Annotated in this window: 28 protein-coding genes; 17 read left to right on the forward strand and 11 right to left on the reverse strand. The window is 40.4% G+C overall.

Annotation, left to right across the window (positions count from 1 at the left end; all coding sequences use genetic code 11):
* Positions 1 to 30: 30 nt before the first annotated feature.
* Positions 31 to 666 carry a hypothetical protein gene (locus ACWIUE_RS07520; protein WP_454136105.1) on the reverse strand — a complete coding sequence of 212 codons (636 nt, stop codon included), beginning with the start codon at positions 664 to 666 and terminating at the stop codon, positions 31 to 33.
* A gap of 76 nt (positions 667 to 742) precedes the next feature.
* Here ACWIUE_RS07520 and ACWIUE_RS07525 point away from each other — a divergent pair, with 76 nt between their 5' ends.
* Positions 743 to 1,063, forward strand: coding sequence for a hypothetical protein (locus ACWIUE_RS07525; protein WP_454136106.1), 321 nt, complete (start codon positions 743 to 745; stop codon positions 1,061 to 1,063).
* 78 nt (positions 1,064 to 1,141) lie between these two features.
* Here ACWIUE_RS07525 and ACWIUE_RS07530 read toward each other — a convergent pair whose 3' ends face one another.
* A complete protein-coding gene (locus ACWIUE_RS07530; RefSeq protein WP_454136107.1) occupies positions 1,142 to 2,632 on the reverse strand; it encodes a DUF2779 domain-containing protein in 1,491 nt (496 codons plus the stop codon).
* Between the two features lie 274 nt (positions 2,633 to 2,906).
* On the reverse strand, positions 2,907 to 3,362 hold the full coding sequence (locus ACWIUE_RS07535) for an acyl-CoA thioesterase (protein WP_454136108.1): 456 nt from the start codon (positions 3,360 to 3,362) through the stop codon (positions 2,907 to 2,909).
* A 143-nt stretch (positions 3,363 to 3,505) separates the two neighbouring features.
* Between ACWIUE_RS07535 and galE the strand changes: the two genes are divergently transcribed.
* Positions 3,506 to 4,531 (forward strand): UDP-glucose 4-epimerase GalE, encoded by a 1,026-nt coding sequence (gene galE, locus ACWIUE_RS07540; RefSeq protein WP_454136109.1) that lies wholly within the window; start codon positions 3,506 to 3,508, stop codon positions 4,529 to 4,531.
* A 1-nt stretch (position 4,532) separates the two neighbouring features.
* Positions 4,533 to 5,597 (forward strand): glycosyltransferase family 4 protein, encoded by a 1,065-nt coding sequence (locus ACWIUE_RS07545; RefSeq protein ID WP_454136110.1) that lies wholly within the window; start codon positions 4,533 to 4,535, stop codon positions 5,595 to 5,597.
* On the opposite strand, the gene ACWIUE_RS07550 is transcribed toward ACWIUE_RS07545, so the two are convergent.
* A complete protein-coding gene (locus tag ACWIUE_RS07550) occupies positions 5,581 to 5,922 on the reverse strand; it encodes a hypothetical protein (protein ID WP_454136111.1) in 342 nt (113 codons plus the stop codon). The genes ACWIUE_RS07545 and ACWIUE_RS07550 overlap by 17 nt on opposite strands.
* Positions 5,923 to 6,120: 198 nt before the next feature.
* Complete coding sequence (locus ACWIUE_RS07555; RefSeq protein WP_454136112.1) at positions 6,121 to 6,690, reverse strand: hypothetical protein; 570 nt, start codon at positions 6,688 to 6,690, stop codon at positions 6,121 to 6,123.
* A 45-nt stretch (positions 6,691 to 6,735) separates the two neighbouring features.
* Between ACWIUE_RS07555 and ACWIUE_RS07560 the strand changes: the two genes are divergently transcribed.
* The 13 genes from ACWIUE_RS07560 (at position 6,736) to ACWIUE_RS07620 (ending at position 13,728) form a co-directional block, all read left to right on the forward strand.
* A complete protein-coding gene (locus ACWIUE_RS07560; RefSeq protein WP_454136113.1) occupies positions 6,736 to 6,861 on the forward strand; it encodes a hypothetical protein in 126 nt (41 codons plus the stop codon).
* 8 nt (positions 6,862 to 6,869) lie between these two features.
* Positions 6,870 to 7,178: a rhodanese-like domain-containing protein gene (locus ACWIUE_RS07565; protein ID WP_454136114.1), complete on the forward strand. Its 309-nt coding sequence runs from the start codon at positions 6,870 to 6,872 to the stop codon at positions 7,176 to 7,178.
* 27 nt (positions 7,179 to 7,205) lie between these two features.
* Positions 7,206 to 7,982, forward strand: a complete 777-nt coding sequence (locus tag ACWIUE_RS07570) for an AzlC family ABC transporter permease (protein WP_454136115.1) — start codon at positions 7,206 to 7,208, stop codon at positions 7,980 to 7,982.
* Between the two features lie 8 nt (positions 7,983 to 7,990).
* Positions 7,991 to 8,311 (forward strand): branched-chain amino acid transporter permease, encoded by a 321-nt coding sequence (locus ACWIUE_RS07575; protein WP_454136116.1) that lies wholly within the window; start codon positions 7,991 to 7,993, stop codon positions 8,309 to 8,311.
* Complete coding sequence (locus ACWIUE_RS07580) at positions 8,308 to 8,976, forward strand: nicotinate-nicotinamide nucleotide adenylyltransferase (protein ID WP_454136117.1); 669 nt, start codon at positions 8,308 to 8,310, stop codon at positions 8,974 to 8,976. Before ACWIUE_RS07575 ends, ACWIUE_RS07580 begins: the two co-directional genes overlap by 4 nt.
* A gap of 23 nt (positions 8,977 to 8,999) precedes the next feature.
* Positions 9,000 to 9,359: a ribosome silencing factor gene (gene rsfS, locus ACWIUE_RS07585; RefSeq protein ID WP_454136118.1), complete on the forward strand. Its 360-nt coding sequence runs from the start codon at positions 9,000 to 9,002 to the stop codon at positions 9,357 to 9,359.
* Between the two features lie 2 nt (positions 9,360 to 9,361).
* Positions 9,362 to 10,894, forward strand: coding sequence for an LTA synthase family protein (locus ACWIUE_RS07590; RefSeq protein WP_454136119.1), 1,533 nt, complete (start codon positions 9,362 to 9,364; stop codon positions 10,892 to 10,894).
* 72 nt (positions 10,895 to 10,966) lie between these two features.
* Positions 10,967 to 11,422: a hypothetical protein gene (locus tag ACWIUE_RS07595; protein WP_454136120.1), complete on the forward strand. Its 456-nt coding sequence runs from the start codon at positions 10,967 to 10,969 to the stop codon at positions 11,420 to 11,422.
* Positions 11,406 to 11,675, forward strand: a complete 270-nt coding sequence (locus tag ACWIUE_RS07600) for a hypothetical protein (RefSeq protein ID WP_454136121.1) — start codon at positions 11,406 to 11,408, stop codon at positions 11,673 to 11,675. Before ACWIUE_RS07595 ends, ACWIUE_RS07600 begins: the two co-directional genes overlap by 17 nt.
* 24 nt (positions 11,676 to 11,699) lie before the next feature.
* Complete coding sequence (locus ACWIUE_RS07605; protein WP_454136122.1) at positions 11,700 to 12,098, forward strand: hypothetical protein; 399 nt, start codon at positions 11,700 to 11,702, stop codon at positions 12,096 to 12,098.
* Positions 12,099 to 12,234: 136 nt separating this feature from the next.
* Positions 12,235 to 13,101, forward strand: a complete 867-nt coding sequence (locus ACWIUE_RS07610; RefSeq protein WP_454136123.1) for an ankyrin repeat domain-containing protein — start codon at positions 12,235 to 12,237, stop codon at positions 13,099 to 13,101.
* A 14-nt stretch (positions 13,102 to 13,115) separates the two neighbouring features.
* A complete protein-coding gene (locus tag ACWIUE_RS07615; protein WP_454136124.1) occupies positions 13,116 to 13,547 on the forward strand; it encodes a hypothetical protein in 432 nt (143 codons plus the stop codon).
* Positions 13,540 to 13,728, forward strand: coding sequence for a hypothetical protein (locus ACWIUE_RS07620; protein WP_454136125.1), 189 nt, complete (start codon positions 13,540 to 13,542; stop codon positions 13,726 to 13,728). The genes ACWIUE_RS07615 and ACWIUE_RS07620 overlap by 8 nt, the downstream gene beginning before the upstream one ends.
* Positions 13,729 to 14,122: 394 nt before the next feature.
* Here the strand turns inward: ACWIUE_RS07620 and ACWIUE_RS07625 are convergent, their stop codons facing one another.
* Positions 14,123 to 15,358 (reverse strand): hypothetical protein, encoded by a 1,236-nt coding sequence (locus tag ACWIUE_RS07625; RefSeq protein WP_454136126.1) that lies wholly within the window; start codon positions 15,356 to 15,358, stop codon positions 14,123 to 14,125.
* Positions 15,359 to 15,488: 130 nt separating this feature from the next.
* On the opposite strand from ACWIUE_RS07625, the gene ACWIUE_RS07630 reads away from it, so the two are divergent.
* Complete coding sequence (locus ACWIUE_RS07630; protein ID WP_454136127.1) at positions 15,489 to 15,620, forward strand: hypothetical protein; 132 nt, start codon at positions 15,489 to 15,491, stop codon at positions 15,618 to 15,620.
* On the opposite strand, the gene ACWIUE_RS07635 is transcribed toward ACWIUE_RS07630, so the two are convergent.
* From ACWIUE_RS07635 to ACWIUE_RS07655, 5 genes are all read right to left on the reverse strand, one after another.
* Positions 15,617 to 17,416 (reverse strand): ATP-binding cassette domain-containing protein, encoded by a 1,800-nt coding sequence (locus ACWIUE_RS07635; protein WP_454136128.1) that lies wholly within the window; start codon positions 17,414 to 17,416, stop codon positions 15,617 to 15,619. The genes ACWIUE_RS07630 and ACWIUE_RS07635 overlap by 4 nt on opposite strands.
* A 125-nt stretch (positions 17,417 to 17,541) precedes the next feature.
* Positions 17,542 to 17,691, reverse strand: coding sequence for a hypothetical protein (locus tag ACWIUE_RS07640; protein WP_454136129.1), 150 nt, complete (start codon positions 17,689 to 17,691; stop codon positions 17,542 to 17,544).
* Positions 17,692 to 17,817: 126 nt separating this feature from the next.
* On the reverse strand, positions 17,818 to 18,240 hold the full coding sequence (locus tag ACWIUE_RS07645; RefSeq protein ID WP_454136130.1) for a hypothetical protein: 423 nt from the start codon (positions 18,238 to 18,240) through the stop codon (positions 17,818 to 17,820).
* Positions 18,241 to 18,260: 20 nt separating this feature from the next.
* The gene (argJ, locus tag ACWIUE_RS07650; protein ID WP_454136131.1) at positions 18,261 to 19,454 is read right to left on the reverse strand and encodes a bifunctional glutamate N-acetyltransferase/amino-acid acetyltransferase ArgJ; all 1,194 of its coding nucleotides are present in this window, start codon (positions 19,452 to 19,454) and stop codon (positions 18,261 to 18,263) included.
* Positions 19,447 to 20,571 carry a potassium channel family protein gene (locus tag ACWIUE_RS07655; protein ID WP_454136132.1) on the reverse strand — a complete coding sequence of 375 codons (1,125 nt, stop codon included), beginning with the start codon at positions 20,569 to 20,571 and terminating at the stop codon, positions 19,447 to 19,449. The genes argJ and ACWIUE_RS07655 overlap by 8 nt, the downstream gene beginning before the upstream one ends.
* Between the last annotated feature and the right edge of the window lie 32 nt (positions 20,572 to 20,603).

Raw genomic sequence — 20,603 nt, forward strand, 5'->3', positions numbered from 1 at the left:
GCCAAAAGATTAGATTCGCTCCACCTCCCGCTATTTTATAAAGTTGATGATAGAAGCGATATTTGCGCTAACGCCTAAAATTGCACTTGCCACACTTTTGACTTTTGCTTTTTTGTATTTAGATTCAAGGCTTTTGATTGTATTGTCATATTGTGCTAAATTTTCCTGTGCGACTTCGTTGCGAAGCATTGCCAAAAAATTCTTGCTAGAAATAGAGACTTTTTCACTATTTAGACTAAAATCTAGCGTATCATCGGTGATAACCTTTAACTTTGATGCCAAAATGTCGCGCAAAGCGGGATTTTCAATCACTAGCTTTACATTGTCATCATCTATGCGAATCGTCTTATTTTCCACGCTAATGGCAAGTCTATCCAAAAAATCGCCAAAGATTTTGTCATACTCATCGCTATTCATAAATTTAATTGCGATATTCTTTTTGCTGGATTTGATTTTACTTGCATTCATTTTTAATAATCGCTCGTTTTGCTCATTGCTATTTGAATCCAAAAAATGCGCCGAATCGTGCTTGTTAAACAAATACAGCAAATAATCGCAAATGTCATTTTTGGGGCGTGAAAATAACGCGCTATCGACTATTTCGCTCCACAAGTCATCGCAAAATGCTTTGGGATTGTTTAGGTTTAGCTTGTATTTTTCGCTCATCTTTACTTCCTTTTGTTAAATTTCTGCGAATAATACAAAAAAAAACGCAAGTCAATAAAAAAGTGAAAAAAGTTTTTTGGAGTGCTTTGGGCAAATCTACGATTCGCCTTGCAATGATGGGATGTTTTCGTGTGAGATTCTGCGTTTTTCGTGCGAAATCGCAGAATCTAATACAAAAAAGCACACATTTCGCAGAATCTGCCAAAGATTTTTGCGTTTAGATTTGCGTTTGGTTTATGGATTGCTTCGTTGCACTCGCTTTGCTCGTGCGCCTCGCAATGACGAATTATTTGCTAGATTCTGCGTTTTTGGCGTGATTCGCAGAATCTTTGGCGCAGAATCTAATAAAAAAAAGCACGAAAATCGCAGAATCTCGCACAAAATTTGCAGAATCTAATGCAAAAAAGTGCAAAAAAGCACACAATTCGCAGAATCTGCCAAAGATTTTTGAGTTTAGATTCGCATTTGATTTAGCTCACAACCCCACTATTTCTTTTAGTTTCTCCACCACCTTTGCCATCGCCAAAGTGTCTAATTCGCAGTATTTTAAAAGTGCGTTACGATAGGATTTACGCGTGGATTCGTCCATAAATTTTAGGCGCGGAAATGCCTCATTTGCCTCGCCTCCATTGTGAATCAAATCCAAATCTTTATACGCATTTGCCATCTCTGGCACTAACGCTGGAAGCACCGCCTTTATCGAATAGCTCCCATTCATCGCGTAGTGATAGTAGGATTTTTGCGCAAATGGCGTCATCAAATCCGCCACATTTGCCACAAAGCCATCCAAAATCTTCGCATATTGCGCGAAATTTGCACCCAAATTTTTCATCACACCTTTTTCAAAACTCGCATTATACGCCAAAATAAACGCACCTTGCGGGATATTTTGCACTAGCGACTTTGCCAAAGCACCGCGCGGGTCGCCATTTGCGTCCGCCAAAAACTCCCTATGCTCCAAGCGCGAATCGCCATAATCGATATGCAGAGAGTATTGAAACGGCACTTGCATATACGGACGCTCACCATCAAAGCTAGGCACGGCTTCCGTGAAACTCTCAAAGTCCAAATGATAGATAGGATAGCGCAGTGTGGCTAAAAATGCGCAAATTGCGTCTTTGTCGATATGAATCTTGCGCTCCAAAGCGCACTCAATCTGCAATCGCTGCTTGTCATTAAATGCGCCAAAATCCCTAATATCGCTAAAATCCACAATGCCACTATGATATAGCGCGAATTTTTTGCGCGAATCTAATCGCGCTATGTCAAAAACGCTATTTTCTTTTGGGATTGCGCCAAAGCACACGCCCTTAAAATCGCACGAATATGGATTGTCGCAATGCGAATCGATGGCGATTTGTGGTGGATTTGCGCTTGTTAGGATTTGCTCAAATCGCATTAGATTTTGCTCTACTTCGCTTTGTTTGGCAAGGACGGATTTTAGGCAGTCGATTTTGCAAAAGAGCTTATCTAACTCCAAATCCCCGCTCCGCTCGTAATCCCTATTTATATGCACCAAATTTGCGCCTACGACTTCAAAATCACGCATCGCATTTGACAACACAAAGTATTGAATCGCCAAATCATCGATATGCACGGGCTTTACGCCTGTGCTACTTTTGACTTCGTTGATGATTAGTCCGCGCTCTGTGATTTGTAAAATGTCTATCATCACCAAAATGCCATTGTGCGCGAAAGTCGCCTCTGCGATTGATTTTACGCCATTTTTGATGAGCGAATCTGTCTGCGCGATTTTTTGCGAAAAATCACTTGAATCAAAGTCAATTTTATCCTTGCAGTCAAATAGTTTTAGCGCAAGTGCGCCCACTTCAACGCCACCTTTGAAACGCGCTAATTGCGAATCGCTTGGGCTATCTTGCAATTCGCGCTTGTATTTATAAAGCCACAGCGACTTTTCACACTGAACGCCCCGCAAATATTGCGATTTGGAGAGATTTAGATTCATAGCAAACTCCCATTTAAAAAATGAAATTATAATGAGATTTTTTTGAATTTTAAGTTTTTTAAAATCGCAGAATCTAGCGCAAAAAAACAAGAATTTCGCAGAATCTAGCGCAAAAAAAGCACCGCAAATCGCAGAATCTGCGTTGATTTTTGATGGATTCTGCGTTTTTGTGGCGATTCGCAGAATCTACTTTATTTATTTCATAGATTCTGCGTTTTTAAATGCGAGATTCTGCGTTTCAAACAAATCGCAGAATCTACCACATTTATTTCATTTATTTCCCCATTCTTGCCTTTTTGCGCTTTTCTGCTGCCTCCCATCGCCTTTTTTGCTCATCTGTCTCTGGCACTAGCTTCTCAATCTCAAAAGGCGCGCCATCGGGGTCAAGTGCCACCATCGTAAAATAGCTCGTGTTTGTGTGCGTGGCGGTGCGATTTTTGATGTCCTCTGCGACGACTTTTATGCCGACTTCCATCGAACTTTTGCCTGTGTAATTGACATTTGCAAGGAATGTAACCAAATTGCCGATTGGGATTGGGTGCTTAAAGCTGATATTATCCACATACACGGTTACGACATCCACGCCACAATAGCGCGTGGCACACGCATACGCCACTTGGTCAAGCATTCGCATAAGATGCCCTCCGTGCACCACACCGCTAAAATTCGACAGCTCAGGCGTCATCAAAATCGTCATACTAAGCGACTTTCTATCAAATACATTTTCCATTTTTATCCTTTGTGATTGAAAATCTAAAAATATATCTTTTGTGCCTTTAAGATTTGCTAAAATCGCATTTTTTAATGCGGAAATTTGTAAATTTGTAAAGATTTTTTACTATAATTGCACTTTTATTTTGGCAAAGGGAGTTTATGAAACACATTTTATTCACGGGGGCGGCGGGTTATATCGGCTCTCACACGGCATTGGCGTTTTTACAAAATAGCGATTGTAAGATTACGATTATTGACAATCTGCAAAGCGGATTTATGGAGAATGTGGCGTTTTTGGAGCGCGACTTTGGGGAGCGAATCGAATTTATCCAAATGGATTTGGGCGATTTAGGCGCGGTGGCAAATCTTTTTTCAAAGCACAAATTTGATGCGGTGGTGCATTTTGCAGCGTCCCTAATCGTCCCTGAATCGCTCACAAAACCGCTTTTATATTACAGCAACAACACCAAAAATACGCTAAATCTAATCGCACATTGCGTTAAATCTGGCGTCAATCGCTTTATTTTTAGCTCAACGGCTGCCGTTTATGGAGAGCCAAAAATCGTGCCGGTAAGCGAAGATTCGCCACTGCTTCCCATAAATCCCTATGGTGCGTCAAAAATGATGAGTGAGATGATTTTGCGTGATACAGCGATTGCAAATGCGGATTTTAGATTTGTGGCGTTGCGATATTTCAATGTGGCGGGGGCTTATCGCAACAATGACTACGCAAAAAAGCAAGGCATAGGGCAACGAAGCGCAAACGCCACGCATTTAATCAAAGTCGCGTGTGAATGCGCGGTAGGCAAACGCGAATCGATGAGCATTTTTGGCGATGACTACGCGACAAAGGACGGCTCTTGCATTAGGGATTACATTCACATTGATGACTTGGCAAATGCACATTTAGGTGCTTATGAATTTTTAGAAAATGGCGGGGAGAGTAGCGTTTTTAATGTCGGCTATGGCAAAGGTTACAGCGTGAAAGAGATTGTAGAAAAAGTCAAAGAGATTAGTGGCGTTGATTTTAAAGTCATAATTGCCCCGCGCCGTGCGGGAGACCCTGCGGAGCTAATCTCAAATAACGCAAAAATTTTGGCACAAACTTCGTGGCGTCCAAAGTTTGATGATATTGATTTTATCATCAAAAGTGCTTATTTATGGGAGAAATGCTTAAAGGCGTAGCGTGATTTTTATTTTTTGTGTATTTATTTCGTTTGTCATTTCGATTTTAATCATCAAATACGCCACGCACACGGGTAAAATGATGGATTTAGATTCTGCAAAAAAGCCCCAAAAAATGCACTTTGGCGACACTCCGCGAGCGGGAGGCGTGGGGATATTTGTGGCATTTTGCGCAGGTGTGGTGCTTTGCGCCGTGCTTGGCGTGATAAATCAAAAATATATTTTGCTTTTAATCCCAAGTGCCCTTATTTTTTTAAGCGGATTTTGGGAGGATTTAAATCGCCCTTTAAGCCCCAAACTGCGCCTTTTGGTGCAATCGCTTGGCGTTTGCGTAATGATGTTTATTTTCCCAAATTGCGTTTTGGTGGATATTGGATTTCCCTTGCCTTACGCCTTTGGCGTGGTTTGGACGCTGTTTTGTATCGTGGGCGTGGTAAATGCGATAAATATCATCGATGGATTCAACGGACTTGCAAGCGGATGTGCGATTTTGATGTTTGGTAGCATTGCAATCGTTGCATTTCTTGCGGGGCGTGGCGAGATTTGCACGATTTCACTTCTTATAATTTCGTGTATTGCGGGATTTTTCGTCCTTAATTTTCCAAAGGCAAAAATCTTTTTAGGCGATGGCGGGGCGTATTTAGTGGGATTTTTACTCGCATTTTTGCTTGTTATTTTGACGCAAGATTCAGCGCAGAATCTAGTGAAGGATTCTACAAGTTTGAAAAATGAAGTTTTCAATAGTAAAATTAGTGCGTTTTATGGACTTTGCATTGCGATTTATCCCGTGTTTGAAGTGATATTTTCGATTTGGCGAAAAAAGTTTTGGCGCAATCGCTCGGCGATGAAACCTGATTCAATCCATTTTCATATGCTGATTTTTAGGCGAATCACAAAGATAAATCACAAAACTTCTCTTTTTATTTGGGTATTCAATCTGCCGTTTGTTGCGCTAGGGAGCGTGTTTTACGATGATGTTATCGTGCTAATCGCCCTAATTTGCGCATTTATTTTGGCGTATTTGTATTTGTATTTTAAAATTATCCGCTTTAAAGGTGCGCCTTAAAATGCGTAATTTTTCTATAAATCGCAATGTATGAGATTGCAAAAAGTGCGATGAGCACGAGTAAAATCGCCGTTTTATCATAGCAAAAAATAGGCAAAAAAATAAAAGGCACATTAAATGCCCAAATCATCATCGAAGTTTTGGCATTTGAGCGCGTGATACGGCGGTAAATGAGCGTGTGTAGGTGAATGGAGTCAGGTTGCATCGCGCTAGATTTACGCACCCTGCGCCGCCAAATCGAAAATATCACTTCAAACACGGGATAAATCGCAATGCAAAGTCCATAAAACGCACTAATTTTACTATTGAAAACTTCATTTTTCAAACTTTATCCACACCGCGCACTTAAATTCGCAGAATCTGCCTTTTGTCCCCCTCCCTTGCGGAGGGGGATTAAGGGGGTGGGTGGATATTGAACGTAGATTCTGCGTTTTTCGTGCGAGTCGCAGAAACCACTAGATTCTGCGATTTAAAAAAACGCATTTGGCAAATAAATGCCTTATGTGTTTTTATTTAAGATAATTTATTTTTCTTTACACGCTCCGCTATATCCCAAATCACAGGCTTTTTTGTAAAAATGCTTTGATTTAATTTTGGCGGCTTTTTTCTCGGCACCCTTTTTGTTATTGGCTTGTCCGCTATATATAATGCCTAACAGACGGCAAGAATGACTATGTTTGTAGTCGCAAGCTTTTATAAGGTATTCCTCTTTTTTTGCCTCATCTGGTTTAAAAAATTTGGGATAGCCACCCATATCGGCGTATTGATATGCTATGGTATGGCAAGAGCTACCATCTCTTAATTCGCAACCCTTAATTGCATATTCAACCCAAAGTTTTGCATCTTTTTCATCGCGGGTTCTCCCCTCTATTTTGCGATAAATTTCAGAGGCTTCACCACAGGCAACCCCATTGTTTGCATTACATTTCTTGATAGCATCATCTAAATTTGCCTCATTTACCTCGCCAAACAGCGCACTTATTGCGATAAAAAATAAAAATACAAGTTTTTTCATAAAGCAATCCTTAAAGTTAAAATTTTCTTTGCTTTCAAAAACCAAAGATTCTGCGATTATAGCGCAATAAAATATCAATCCATCATCGCAAGGCAAGTTTAAAAATTATCAAGTTACGATTTTATGCAAAAATGCGAATTAGATTGCATAGATTCTGCGAATCACACAAAATCCCACCAAATCAAACTTTTATCAAACTTTAATTTTTTATTGCCTACAATCACATTTCAATCACAAATTTATTTTTAAGGATTATTATGAAAAAAGCACTCAATTTAGGCGAATTCAAGCAAAAAATGGATAGCGCAATCATCATCGATGTCCGCGCGCGGGGATATTTTCTAATCGACCACATAAAAGACGCCATAAATGTCGAATCACCCACGCGAATCGCCTTTATCGCGCAAGAAAACGCCGATAAAGACATCATTTTATACTGCCATCACGGCGTGACGGCGGGGAGCATTGCCGAAGCGTTAAGCGCGAAAAATGTGTATTTTTTGGACGCAAATTTCAGCGATGTCGTAAAATCTGGCATTGAAATTGTATTTTATAGCAAAAATTAGCGCAGATTCTGCGATTTGGTGGATGTGATGAGTGAAGCTTCAATCGCCCTGCGGGAGGCGTTTAAAAAGGATATTGAGATTCTCTTTGGCTACGCTTCTATGGGATTTTGCTGTGGCGTGTTGCTGAAAACTAGCGGATTTAGCGCGATTTACGCGCTTATTATGAGCGTATTTGTGTATTCTGGCGTTATGCAGTTTTTGGCAATCAGCTTTTTTAGCGCACCTGCCACGCTTACAGCGTTGCTAAATATTTTTTTAATTACACTTATTTTAAATTCTAGGCAGAGTTTTTACACGCTTATAATGCTTGAAAAGTTCCGTGCGATGGACTTTCGGCGGTTTTTAAATATCTTTTGGCTAACCGATGAAACCTTTGCGATTTTGAAAACCAAAAAGCCCAAATCAGATGCAAATCACTTTATATTTTTCGTGTCGTTTTTGAATTATATTTATTGGGGATTTGGCTGCGTTTTGGGCGCGGTGGTGGGCGGATTCATCACATTTGATACGCGTGGATTAGAGTTTATAATGACGGCGATTTTTGTGGTGATTTTTATCGATAATCTAAAAGCGATTCGCACAAAAAAGGGCTACGCTCCCGCAATCATCGGCATTGCCACCGCGCTTTTTTGGCTAATTGCAATAGGTGAGCAGTATTTTTTGCTAGTGGCACTCATAAGTAGCATTGCGATTTTGTGGCTTTGCTATCGCAAAAAATGGGATTTGGGGATTGAATCGCATTTAGATTCAGGCGAATCTAGCGTGGATTCGCACAAATCAAAGCGCGAATCCACCGCAAAATAGGGCGCAAAATGGACTTTAATATTTTGCTAATCATCGCCACAATCGCAGTTGCAAATCTCATCACGCGCTTTTTGCCATATTTTCTAATGCCACGCACAATCCCGCCCTTTATCGCCTACATTTCACGCGCTTTGCCTAGCATAATCATCGCAATGCTAGTGATTTACTGCCTAAAAGGCACAAACATTTTCGCCCCAAACTACGGGCTAAAAGAGCTAAGTAGTATCGCGGTAATTGCGCTTTTGCATTTAAGCCTAAAAGTCCCAATCATCAGCATTTTAGGCGGTGTGGCGTCTTATATGATTTTAACGCAAGGTTTTGGGCAGTGAACGGGGATTTTGGCGCGAATGTGAGTGCGAATCAAAGCGCAAAAATGGGCGCGAATCTAATGTGCGATTTAAATTTGGCGATTTTTGGCGGTAGTTTTAATCCCCCACACAAGGGACATTGCGCGATTATCAAATCCGCGATTGAATGTGAATTTATTGATTTTTTAATCATTTTGCCAAATTTTAAAAATCCCTTAAAGCACGAATCCACGCCGTTTTTAAGCGATGATTCGCGCTTTGAGATATTAGAATCTATGGCGCAAAAAATCGCAAAATCAACCAACGCTACTTTTTACAAAAATCCGCCAAATCCACAGAATTTAGCGCAAAACCTAACCCAAAATCACAAAAAAATCATTTTGTTATCAAACTTTGAGTCCGCACAAAAAAAGCCGAACTTTGCTATTCATTCCATTTTGCATTTTAAAGAGCTTTACGCGCCAAAAAACTTGTATTTTATAATCGGCGCAGATATTTTGGGCGAGTTAGACAAATGGCACAAAATTGATGAAATCCGCCAAAATGTGCAATTCATAGTCGCCACACGGGATAATATCCCAATCCCTAGCGAATTTTTGCAACTTCAAATTGATGAAAATATCTCATCTACCGCGATTCGCAACGATAAGATTCAAGGCAAAAATGGCACGAATCTTGCAAAATAAATCTTAAAAAATGGAGCGAAAATTTGGAAATTTTAAAAGACATTGATGACAGAGTGGCGCGAAATAGGCTTGAATCGATTGTAAATCTACTTGATAGCAAAAAGGCGGAAAATATCGCGCTTTTTGACTTGCGCCAAACACCCTATATTACGAGCTTTGTTGTGATTGCCACTAGCCTTGCGGACAAACATAGCTTTGCTTTGATGGATACGCTAAAAACGGAGCTAAAAGCGCGTGGCGAGACATTTTATAGCGTTGATGAAGAGAGTGGCGATTGGCTAATCGCGGATTTGGGCGACATAATGATACATATTTTCACCGAAAATCACCGCAAAAAGTTCAATTTGGAGGAATTTTTGGGGAATTTTAAAAGGGAAGGGTAAAAATGAAGCGCAGAATCTACGCAATCTTAATCTTTGCAATCGCCCTTGTAGCGGGGATAATGTTCTTTGGGGCGAAGTATTATAAGTTTGGATTAAGCATTGATAATCTCATCTTTTTATTCGCAAAGCCACTCGATGGCACCGACCCAAAAGTCGTCAAAATGCTCGTTTTGGATAGTGTGACTTATATTGTATTGCCAAGTATTTTGGTGGCGATTTTTATAAGTTTTTTGCCAAAGATATTGCTTTGCAGATGGGCGAAAAAATGCTATGAAATATTGATTTTATTTGTCAATGCGCTACTTTTGCGGAGTGCTTCATTTAGCCTTTGCGTAAGTGTGTGCTTTTTTATAATCGCCTTTGAGATGGCAGATTCCAAGCTTCAAATCGCAGAATCTATCAAAGAAAAACTTTCTAGAAAAGTGCATTATTCAAACTTTTATGAAGAGCATTATATCACGCCAAAAATTAGCGATTTTAAAGCACCAAAAAATAAAAGAAATTTGATTGTGATTTTCGCAGAATCTATGGAGAGCACTTACAGCTCCAAAAATATCCCATCTGGGGGGGGGCGCAATGAGATTCTGCGATATTCGCCACACGGAGAGCTTATCCCAAATCTCACGCAATTCGCGCAAGATGGGGTGAATTTCAGCGTAAATTCTGTTGTCGGCGGACATTTGGAGAGCGCAGGTGCAACGCCGACTTTTCCATCCATCACTTCGTATATGTGCGGTTTCCCGCCCCGCGCGCTATTTAGCGTGAAAAATCCAAAGCAAACCACCTGCATTAGCGATATTTTGAATGCAAATGGATATTTTAATGCCATTTTTACGGGCGCACGAATCATTTTTGGTGGGTATGATGACTTTGCAAAAGAGCATAATTTAGAAGCCTTTGATGTGCGCTATTTCAAAGAAAATGGCTTGGTGGCAAGCGATTATGAGGGGCATTGGGGATTGGAGGATGCTAAACTTTTCGCGCTGACAAAGGACTTTTTGCGCGATTATGATAAAGATAAACCTTTCGCGCTTTTTATCAGCACCATCGATACGCACTTTCCGGGCTTTGTCGATGGGGAGTTTTGCGCGGAGCTACCCTTTGCAGGGCTTGATAGTGGCAGTGGTGGCGCGCTGTATGAAAATGCCATCCGCTGTGGGGATAAAATCATCGGCGATTTTGTGGAGTTTGTGAAAAAGTCGCGCTTTGGGGATAGGACTACGATTGTGATTTTGGGCGACCATCTCACAATGCAGCCGGACTTTATCCCGCAGGATGCGCATCGATTCGTGTATAATGTATTTATAAATCCCAATTTTAGCAAGACTCCCACGCGTAACTATGTGAAAAACCGCTCCCTTACGAACTATGACTTCACTGCGCTGATGATGGATGCGCTAGGATTTCGCGTGGAGGCATTTGGGCTGGGGCGCAATCCGCTGTATTCGCAAACGCTAGTTGAAAAATATGGATTAGATACGCTAAATAGGGAGCTAAAATACCGCACGAAGTTTTTTGATAAAAACGCAGAGTGAAAATTGTAGATTTTGCGGATTTGGGCGAGATTCTGCGAAATGTGTGCTTTTTTGCATTAGATTCTGCGAATTTTGTGCGAAAAACGCAGAATCTCACACGAAAAAAATTCGTCATTGTTAGATTCTGCAAATCACGCCAAAATCGCAGAATCTAGCGTAAGATTTGGCATTTTTTGCCGATTCGCAGAATCTAAACTCCGCAGAATCTATAAAAAATCAAAGCAGATTCTGCGAAATTCGCGCTTTTTTGCATTAGATTCTGCGATTTCGCACGAAAAACGCAGAATCTCACACGAAAAATCCCGTCATTGCGGGGTGAATCGTAGATTTGCCCAAATCACTCCAAAAACTTTTTTCACTTTTTTATTGACTTGCGTTTTTTTTTTTTTTTGTATTATTCGCAGAAATTTAAAATTAAGGAGAAAAAATGAAACATTCATTTTTAAAAATGGCTGTCCTAGCGTTTATAGCGTTAGGATTCGTAGCGTGTGGCGAGAAAACGCCACAAGAAATGAGAGCGGATTTTGATAAGAAAATGGAAAATATGTTTTTAGATGGATTTAGGGGCAGATTTTCAAAAGATGAGCTTAAATGCGCTGGGCGCGTAATGTCTAGCTTTTTTAGCGATGATGAACTTGCAACCATATATAACGCATCGTGGGGACAGCTAACAATGTCAGACAAAAGAATGACAGAGGCGAATGTCAAATTTTACTCCATAAATTCCAAAATGCAATCTAAATTGCTCATACAAAGTGCATTGGCTCAATGTGTGCGATAATTTTTATAACAAAAGGAGGCAAAAATGAATGCTTATGATGTGCTATCAGCCATACAAGGCAAACTTCCATTAGATGATGAGGTTAGGGAGAGAGTAAAGCAAATGGTGTTTAATATGAGCGAATCCCAAATATATGACTTTATGGTAAAGCTACCTTCATTGCGACTAAAAAGTCCTGCGCTAGTGTTTTGGATTGGCAGTTTTGCATTTGGCAATTTTGGCATAGGGCGGTTTATGATAGGAGATTATATGCTTGGCTTGATTCGCTTTATATTATTTGGCGTGGGTGTTACTTTTCGTGGTAGCACGATAGGCGAAGCGTGTGTTTCTATTTCAATGTTATGGTGGGTAATAGATTTGTTTATCGTAGGCAAAAAGGTGCGAATGCAAAACCTGCGAAAAATCTTAAGTGCGATTCAATAGATATGAATCTGCAAAGGAGGCAAAATATGATTTGATTTTTATTTGCGCTAAGATTTGCGCGGGATAGGTAGGCGATTTTAGAGAGTGCCTTAAAAAGGCAAAAATATTAAATTAAATACAAAAAAGGAGAACAAAGATGAAAATCTTTAGAAAAATATGTGTAAGCTTATTACTTGGGGTAATGGCGACACAGGCGATTGGAGCGGATAAAAAACTAAATGATGAGCTATATAGATATGCTACAAAAGATCCCAATCTAGAAGGCGTTAAACGACTAATAAAGTTGGGTGCTGATGGGCTCAATGATGCTTTATTTGGAGCTGTTGATTATTCTAATTTGGAGATAGTAAAATATCTCATATCCAAAGGTGCGGATGTAAATGCTATTAAAAAACGCAACGGCTACACGCCTTTGATGATAGCTGCGGAAGGAGAATCGCTTGAAATGATAAAATTGCTAGTATCTAAAGGTGCGGTTGTAAATGCGGATGTGCTATATAGTGCTCGTTATCGCGATATAGATATATTGCAATATCTTATATCCAAAGGTGCAAGTGTGGGGGCAACGAATCAGCTTATTTCTGTTATTTATGATAGACGAAGAGATACTAAGACTAAACAAGAACTGATGACATTTGATGAAACAATAGTAAAGCCCCTAATCAAAAATAATAAAGCAAACATTAACGAATGTTTTGACGACAATAGGGAAAATCTTTTAATGAATATAAGTGCTCAATTGCATAGAGATGACAATATGAAGCAATTTCTGCTAGATAATGGGGCTGATATAAATGCTAAATGCAAAGGCAAAACCGCTCTAATAAAAATCATAGAATGGCATAATCATAGAAGATTAGATGAAGTAAAATGGCTGGTATCCAAAGGTGCGGATGTAAATATCAAAGACGATAATGGTAAAACTGCATTGGCAAAAGCTTTAGAACTTGGATACTATGACATAGCAGAGTTTTTAATAGATAATGGTGCGAAAAAGGAATAATGGGGGAGAATGATATGATTGATAATGAAATGACAGAAAAAGAATACCAAAATTTCATTGAATTTCGCAATAGTTGTGAGGATACAAAAGAGAAAAACAATCAAAGCCAAGATAAAATGGTAGTTGCTATATCATCAGCGTTATTTGGGATATTGTTAGCAATAGTAAATAAGCAATTATTGGCTCAAATACCGCACATATTGTTTGGGGCATTGATTGTTAGCAATGCACTTACACTGATTTGTGCGCTTGTATCGTATTCTACTGCAAATATGGCAATAAGTAAAAAAATACAAATTGCACTACATAAAGGTAGCGAAAAGAATTATTGGGAATTTGCTACAAAATGTTTAAATATAGGGTATGTGGTAGCTACTTGCACCACGATTATATTATTGGCAATAGTTATGTGGGTAACATTTTCAAAAGGAGGAAGCTATGAATAGCAACAACGACAAACAACCAAAAATATATATTTCTAATGAAGGGCTTTGCGGTAGAAGTATCCCTATATCTTTTGCAGATTTTAAAAAGGCACGAGCAAATGCAAATCAAAGCAATAATCAGCAAAACCAAAGCAACACTAACACACAGCCCAAAACTACGCAAACTACAATTAAAAAATAGAGCGATTGTGTGTTTGTGTAGATTTGTGGATTTGCTACATTCTTTTGTCATTGCGAGGCAAATCGCAGATTCGCCGAAGTAATCCACTCCCAAGCTGTCATTGCGAGGCAGTTTGAGCGAAGCGAAAACAACGAAGCAATCTATTTAGGGGACTTGTGAATATAGCGTGAATCACTTACTTTAAGGCGAATCTGTGAACAGATTCTAAATACAAATAATTTATCGATTCAACTTTGGGTCATTGATTTTATTTTTCTTTTAGATTCTCGTGATTTGGATTGCTTCGATTCGCTACGCGAATCTCGCAATGACGAATTTATTTAGAGATTTTTCGCTTCGCTCAAAATGACAAAAATAATCCAAATGATTACCCAAGACACAAATTGCAAAACCCCTACTTACGCCACAATTTATCCATATCAAAACCCACACTTAACACCTGCTGCGTTGCTAATCTCCCATTTACAATATAAAAGATAAAATTCAAACTCGCCTTTAAAAAGTCGTTTTGATACGCGTAGTAGGCGTTTATACGATTAAAGTTCGTTTGATAAAAGGGCAGTCCATTATAAACCTCCGTGCCAAACTCCCCAAAATGACGCATTTGTGGCGCACCAAAATAGTAGCTCCACTCCGCGCCAAAGCCCTTGTATTGCAGGTTTGCGCTGAATTCATAGCCGATATTATTTGCTAGCTCGCTTTGCTTGCTATGTAGTCTTTTTCGCTCCGCATCGCCAAGTAGGGCAAAACCGACATTTGCCACTTCAAAAATCTCGCGCACGCGCGACATCCCGCGCAAGTCCCACGCAATATTTGCGCTGTATGCGATTCTATCAAAGAGATACAAGTCATCATCTACGCTAACACGCAAGAGTTTCGTATCCATAATGTGATACATTATCGCATCTGCGCCAAATATCACGCTTTCATACAGCGTAAATCGCCCACCAAGCGAAGCATAAAACGCATCGACATTTTTTGACAAATCCCCGCCAAAGTGATTTAGCACTAGCTCTGCTTCGCCCTTGAATGCGTGGTTTTGCGGGGATTGATACTGCAAAATCGCGCCATTTATGTTTGGATTTTCAAACTCAAAGTCAGGGCGAAAAAATGCCCGCCCATAGCGCAGAATCTGCTTTTTGCGTGGTGAAATGCCCATCATTGCGCTAAATCCGCTATGTGAAAATGCGTAATACGCGTAAAATCCGCCCTTTGCTCCGCTAATGATTGGCTTTGCGCTCATATTTTGAACGCCGTATAATCCCGCCCAAAGTGCGTGGTATGCGCCAATGCCAAGCCCTATTTCTGGCGCAAGTGAGACTGCGCTGATGGTGCGAGGCTGCCATAGCGCGTGTGAATCCTCCAAATTATCTAACAAAAAATCAAAGCGAATGTTGTGGAGAAATTTTAGATTAGATTCTGCGATTTGCGTGCTGGGGGGGGGCAGAATCGCAGAATCTGCATTTGGGTTTGCATTAGATTCTACGATTTTTGTTTGATTCGCAGAATCTAGCGCGTTTTGCGTGGATTCTACGCTTGATTCAGCTGTCTCATTCGCAGAATCTGCCATCATTTCAGCGCATAAATGCCAAAAACCGCCCAAAATCGCCAAAAATATAAGTTTTTTCATAAACGCTCCATAAAATTATTTTATTATTTTATAAACTATTTGCACCCAAAAATCCCGTAGATTCTGCGATTCGCACGAAAATCGCAGAATCTAAATAGATTGCCACGAAAATCCTGCGGATTTTCTCGCAATGACGGAAAAACGCGCTAGATTCTGCGATTCGCACAAAAAAACGCAGAATCTCAGTGCGAAAATCGCAGAATCTACACTAGATTCTGCAAATTCGCAGAATCTTGCCAAATTCAAGCACCCCTTTACCTAACTATTCGCAATCCCCCCCCCCGAGTTTGTTTTATTGAGTTCTACCACCCTTTCGCATTTTTCAATCGTGCTTAATCGGTGGGCGATGACAAGTAGCGTTTTGTCCCGTGCCACGCTGTAAATTTCATCCATTATTTTGCCCTCCGTTTCATTATCTAGCGCACTTGTCGCTTCATCTAGCACCAAAATTTCGGGGTCATCATACAGCGCCCTAGCAATGGCAATGCGCTGTTTTTGCCCACCTGATAGTTTTATCCCGCCATCGCCTACGCGCGTATTTATGCCTTCATTTTCGCTTAAAAAATCCCAAATATTTGCCTTTTTACAGCATTCAATGACGCGCACTTCATCGATTTTCTCGCTTAATGCGATGTTTTCCGCTACGCTCCCATCAAATAAAAATATGCTTTGCGGGATATAGCCGATTTTCTTGCGCCACGAGCGGAGATTTTCGTTGCATAATCTTACGCCATCAATCAAAATCTCCCCGCCCTTTGGCTTGTAAATGCCGATGATTAAGTCAATTAGCGTGCTTTTACCCGCGCCACTTTTGCCGATGAATGCGATTTTATCGCCCTTTTTTATGGTGAGATTGAAGTCTTTTATAATTTGCTGATTTGCCTTATACTCAAAACTAATATTTTTTAGCGCAATATCTCTCTCAAACGCGATGGGTTTGCTATCCTCGTATTCAGTGTGGTATATCAAATCTTCATACACAATCTCTAATCCCTTTTTGCACCACTGCATAAGATTATACGCCGCCAAAATGCGATTTACCGCCGGCAAAATGCGATATAGCGCAAGTGCATACATCGAAATTATCGGGATTACCGCCTCTGCGCTGTTGTATTTTAGCAAGATATACGCCACCGCTGCCACCAAAATGCAAAATCCAAGCGATTCTAAAATAAATCGTGGCAAGGGCAGCAAAACCTGATACTTTATCTCTGCATCCACGCGCTCTTTACTTGCTAAATCAAAATTATTTAAGACTTGCTCTTGAATGCCCTTTAACTTTATAATCTTAAAGTTGCCTAACGCCTTTGTGATGATGGATAGGACATTTTGATTGGTTTTGACATTGATTTCGCCTTGCTTTTGGATATTTTTTGAGATTGTTTTGATGATAAGTGCGACATTTGCGAGTAAAAATAGCGTCAGCACAAGCGTCATTTTCCAGCTGATAAATAAAAGCAAGGCATACATTAGCGCGATGGTAATCGCCTCTGATGCGATGTATAAAATTTGCTGAATGAATTGTGAGACTTTTAGCGATTCATTTAAGATATTTCGGCGCAAAATATCGGTGTTGCGGTTTGTAAAGTCGATGTAGCTTAGCTCCACCGCCTTGCAAAATAGGCGATAGGCAAAAAAGTGATATTTGCGAAAGGCAAAGCGATTTAACGAGTAAGAATAGATGAGATTATATCCCGCACGAAAGATGTAAAATCCCACAAGCACCGCGCTAAACGCCACCATAAAATCAGTCGTGCTTTCAAATCGCAGAATCTTATAGGCGTAATTTGCATATTTGTTTTCAAAAATCAACTGCGGATTGCTAGCAAGTGAGATAAAGGGCATAATGACGCTAATTGCGATGGTTTCGATGAGTGATAGCAAAAATGTCGCGGGGAGCAGTGCTAAAAGTATGAATTTGTCCCTGCGGGTGGTTAAGTGGCGGATTTTGGCAAAATCGCTGATTTTTTTGGTGCTTTTATGTGCGGTGCTTGTGTGTTTTGTGTTTTGTGCTGTGCTTGTGTGTTTTGTGGTGTTTTGTGTGCTTGTGTGTGTCAAATGCGCCCTTTGTGATGAAATATTACGAAACTTTGCGAAACTTTTGCGAAATTTTCACGAACTTTTGCGAAATTTCACGAATCTTTTGCGAATTTTTCACAAAATTTTGCGAAACAAAGGCGAAATTATAATATATTTTTGGCGGATTTTGATGTGAAATGTCGAATCTTGGATTTTGTGAAGTTGCTTTGATTTGTTGCGTTAGATTCTGTGATTTTTATGTGATTCGCAGAATCTCGCACGAAAATCGCAGAATCTGCATTGCTCTCCGTCATTGCGAGATTTGGCGAATGCCAAATCGTGGCAATCCACTAATGCGACTTTTGAATCACTTGCGAATCGCTTACTTTTGGCGAATCTAAATACAAATAATTTATCGATTCATTTTTGGGTCATTGATTTTATTTATTTTTTAGATTCGCGTGATTTGGATTGCTTCGATTCGGCGTTGCCGAATCTCGCGATGACGATTTTTTTGAGATTCTTCGCTCACTTCGTTCGCTCAGAATGACAAATTTTTTTATTAGATTCTGCGATTCGCAGAATCTAGCTTGTGGATTGCCACGAAGTCGCCCAAAGTGCGACTTCTCGCAATGACGACTTTTTGCACTTTGATTCGCAACGCAAATCACAATCCGCAGGATTTGCGAACGAAGTGAAGCAACTATCGAAGTATTTTGCGGTTTTTGCGAAGCAAAAATAATTAGCGTTCCGCGCGGAAGTATCTTTAGGCGATTTCGTGGGTTGTGCCGAAAAATTCGAGCGAAAATAGGACTGATTTGTCCATTGAGCGAGAATTTTTCAAACTCCCACGAAATCGTCAAAGAGACAATCGCGCTTATTTTTAGCTTCGATAGTCTGAGTTGATTTTCACATATTCATTCCCCAAATCACATCCATACGCGGTGAATCGCCCCTCACCTAGCCCCAAATCGCAGGTGATTTTAAAGCTATCCCCTTTCATAATCTCTGCGCATTTTGCTTCGTTTTCAAAGTAAATTTTTTCGCATTCAAAAATCGCCACTTCGCCGATTTTGATAGTCAATTTGCTAGATTCGGCGCAGATTCCGCACGAGCCGATTGTGGAGGCGATTCGCCCCCAATTTGGGTCGCAACCAAAAAGCGCGGTTTTTACTAATAGCGAATTTGCAAGTGCTTTGGCGCAAGTCTCTGCCTCGCGCAAATCCACCGCACCGCACACTTCAAACGCCACGACTTTGGTGCTTCCCTCGCCGTCCTGCACAATATCAAGGGCTAATTTTTTCATAATCATTTCAAGCGCGGCGTTGAAAGCGTCCTTGTCATAGGCATTTGTAGCGTTAGTACTCATCAAAAACACGCTGTCATTTGTGCTAGTGTCGCCATCTACGCTAATAGCGTTAAATGTCGTGTGGGCGCAGGATTGTAGCAGTTCGCGCATATCATTTTGCGGGATTTTGGCATCTGTGATGATATAGCAAAGCATAGTCGCCATATTTGGCTCTATCATTCCCGCGCCTTTGGCAAATCCAGCGATTTTGAAACTTTTGCCATCCGCCAAATCTACCTGCAATGCGATTTCTTTGGCAAATCTATCCGTAGTGCGAATCGCATTTGCCGCATTTGTAGGATTTTTCGCGCTCAAATCAAATTTCACAAACGCATCAATAATCTTTTCTTTTGGCAAATACTGCCCGATTACGCCCGTGCTAGACATTATGGGATTTTTGATTTGCGAAAATCGCGCTTTTAGCGCACCTAAAATCTCATCAACATCGCGTAGTCCGCGCTCCCCTGTCATCGCATTTGCATTTTTGGTATTTATCAAAACAAAATTGCTTCCATTGCTTTGAATCGCCTTTGATTCGCGCTCATAGTGTTTCAGCGGCGCGGCTTTGAATTTATTTTGCGTGAAAATTGCCTCAACGCGCATCATTTTTTCGCTATAAATAAATGCCACATCAAGCGCACCATTTGCTTTTAGCCCCGCACTCACGCCATCGCAGTAAATGCCATCAACGGCGCAGATTCCGCCTTTTATTGGGATAATGTCAAGCATATTTTAGCTCCTCAGGCTTTTGTCGCTTCATTATTAGCCGTTTTGCGGCGCGGATATTGTTTGTCGTGCCGATGATTAGCATTTTGCACTCACTTGAAATCACCGCATCGCCCATAGGCATTGAAATATATTTGCCATCCTTTTGGCGAATCCCTACCACTGACACTTGCGTAATGTCGCGCAAATGCCCTTCGCGCAGTTTTTTTAGCACCATCCAGCTATATTTTGGGACGATGACTTCCTCCAAACTCAAAGCCGTCTCATTTGTGCTCATAAAATGCTCTATGATATTTTCGCTACCCGGCTTCAAAATGATAGAGCTAATGCGCTGTGCGGCGAGATTCGTAGGCGAAATAATATAATTTGAGCCGATTTTTTTAAGTTTGCTAATCTCATCATCATTGTTTGCAATCGCTATGATATTGTATTCACTGCGTTTTAGCTCATTTTGATAAAGGCGAATCGACACAATCAGCGCGATATTATCCGTAGTATTTTTGGAGAAAATCACCGCGCCTTTCGCGCTTGATAAATGCGTCTTTAAAATCGTCTTTATATCGTGCGGGTCGCCGTTAATGTAGTATGGATATTTGTGTTTTTGCGCCTGTGCTTCAAAATTTGCGTCATTATCCACCACCACAAAAGGCACTTGCGCCTCCAAAAAGTGCTTTGATAGCTGGTGTGAGAACTCATTGTAGTAAAAAATCACATAATGATTTTTTAGCCTTGCGATTTTGTTTATCATTTTGATTTCCTTAATGATTGAAATTAGCCTCCCACCCATAATGACATTTACCACCACAGCCACGCAAAATGCGATAGTTACCGCGCCAAGCAGCATTAAAATCGTGGTGAAAATAATGGTAATTGGGGAGAATTGATGCTCTTTTAACGCGCCAAAGCCCGTGTTTGTGAATGTGTAGGACGCTTGGAAAAACGCCTCAATTAGCGTGTAATCCTCCAGCATCAAATAGCCCAAAGTGCCGATGATTAGGAAAAACTGAATGATTACAAGCGGGAATCTAAAGCGCGATAATTCATCTAAAAGCTCATTTGTTAAGTCAATGTCGGGCTTTTTGCTTTTATCGATGCTAAAAAGATTTTTAAAAGCACTCATTTAGGGCTATTTTGGTGCAAAATCTATTGCGA

This window comes from Helicobacter sp. 23-1045, from assembly GCF_053654655.1.

Coding starts and splice junctions, on each gene's coding strand:
- ACWIUE_RS07520 (WP_454136105.1), bottom strand. CDS start 666: ATGAGCGAAAAATACAAGCTAAACCTAAACAATCCCAAAGCATTTTGC.
- ACWIUE_RS07530 (WP_454136107.1), bottom strand. CDS start 2,632: ATGAATCTAAATCTCTCCAAATCGCAATATTTGCGGGGCGTTCAGTGT.
- ACWIUE_RS07535 (WP_454136108.1), bottom strand. CDS start 3,362: ATGGAAAATGTATTTGATAGAAAGTCGCTTAGTATGACGATTTTGATG.
- galE (WP_454136109.1), top strand. CDS start 3,506: ATGAAACACATTTTATTCACGGGGGCGGCGGGTTATATCGGCTCTCAC.
- ACWIUE_RS07560 (WP_454136113.1), top strand. CDS start 6,736: ATGCAAAAATGCGAATTAGATTGCATAGATTCTGCGAATCACACAAAA.
- ACWIUE_RS07565 (WP_454136114.1), top strand. CDS start 6,870: ATGAAAAAAGCACTCAATTTAGGCGAATTCAAGCAAAAAATGGATAGC.
- ACWIUE_RS07570 (WP_454136115.1), top strand. CDS start 7,206: ATGAGTGAAGCTTCAATCGCCCTGCGGGAGGCGTTTAAAAAGGATATT.
- ACWIUE_RS07575 (WP_454136116.1), top strand. CDS start 7,991: ATGGACTTTAATATTTTGCTAATCATCGCCACAATCGCAGTTGCAAAT.
- ACWIUE_RS07590 (WP_454136119.1), top strand. CDS start 9,362: ATGAAGCGCAGAATCTACGCAATCTTAATCTTTGCAATCGCCCTTGTA.
- ACWIUE_RS07600 (WP_454136121.1), top strand. CDS start 11,406: ATGAGAGCGGATTTTGATAAGAAAATGGAAAATATGTTTTTAGATGGA.
- ACWIUE_RS07605 (WP_454136122.1), top strand. CDS start 11,700: ATGAATGCTTATGATGTGCTATCAGCCATACAAGGCAAACTTCCATTA.
- ACWIUE_RS07610 (WP_454136123.1), top strand. CDS start 12,235: ATGAAAATCTTTAGAAAAATATGTGTAAGCTTATTACTTGGGGTAATG.
- ACWIUE_RS07615 (WP_454136124.1), top strand. CDS start 13,116: ATGATTGATAATGAAATGACAGAAAAAGAATACCAAAATTTCATTGAA.
- ACWIUE_RS07620 (WP_454136125.1), top strand. CDS start 13,540: ATGAATAGCAACAACGACAAACAACCAAAAATATATATTTCTAATGAA.
- ACWIUE_RS07625 (WP_454136126.1), bottom strand. CDS start 15,358: ATGAAAAAACTTATATTTTTGGCGATTTTGGGCGGTTTTTGGCATTTA.
- ACWIUE_RS07630 (WP_454136127.1), top strand. CDS start 15,489: ATGACGGAAAAACGCGCTAGATTCTGCGATTCGCACAAAAAAACGCAG.
- ACWIUE_RS07640 (WP_454136129.1), bottom strand. CDS start 17,691: ATGACGGAGAGCAATGCAGATTCTGCGATTTTCGTGCGAGATTCTGCG.
- argJ (WP_454136131.1), bottom strand. CDS start 19,454: ATGCTTGACATTATCCCAATAAAAGGCGGAATCTGCGCCGTTGATGGC.
- ACWIUE_RS07655 (WP_454136132.1), bottom strand. CDS start 20,571: ATGAGTGCTTTTAAAAATCTTTTTAGCATCGATAAAAGCAAAAAGCCC.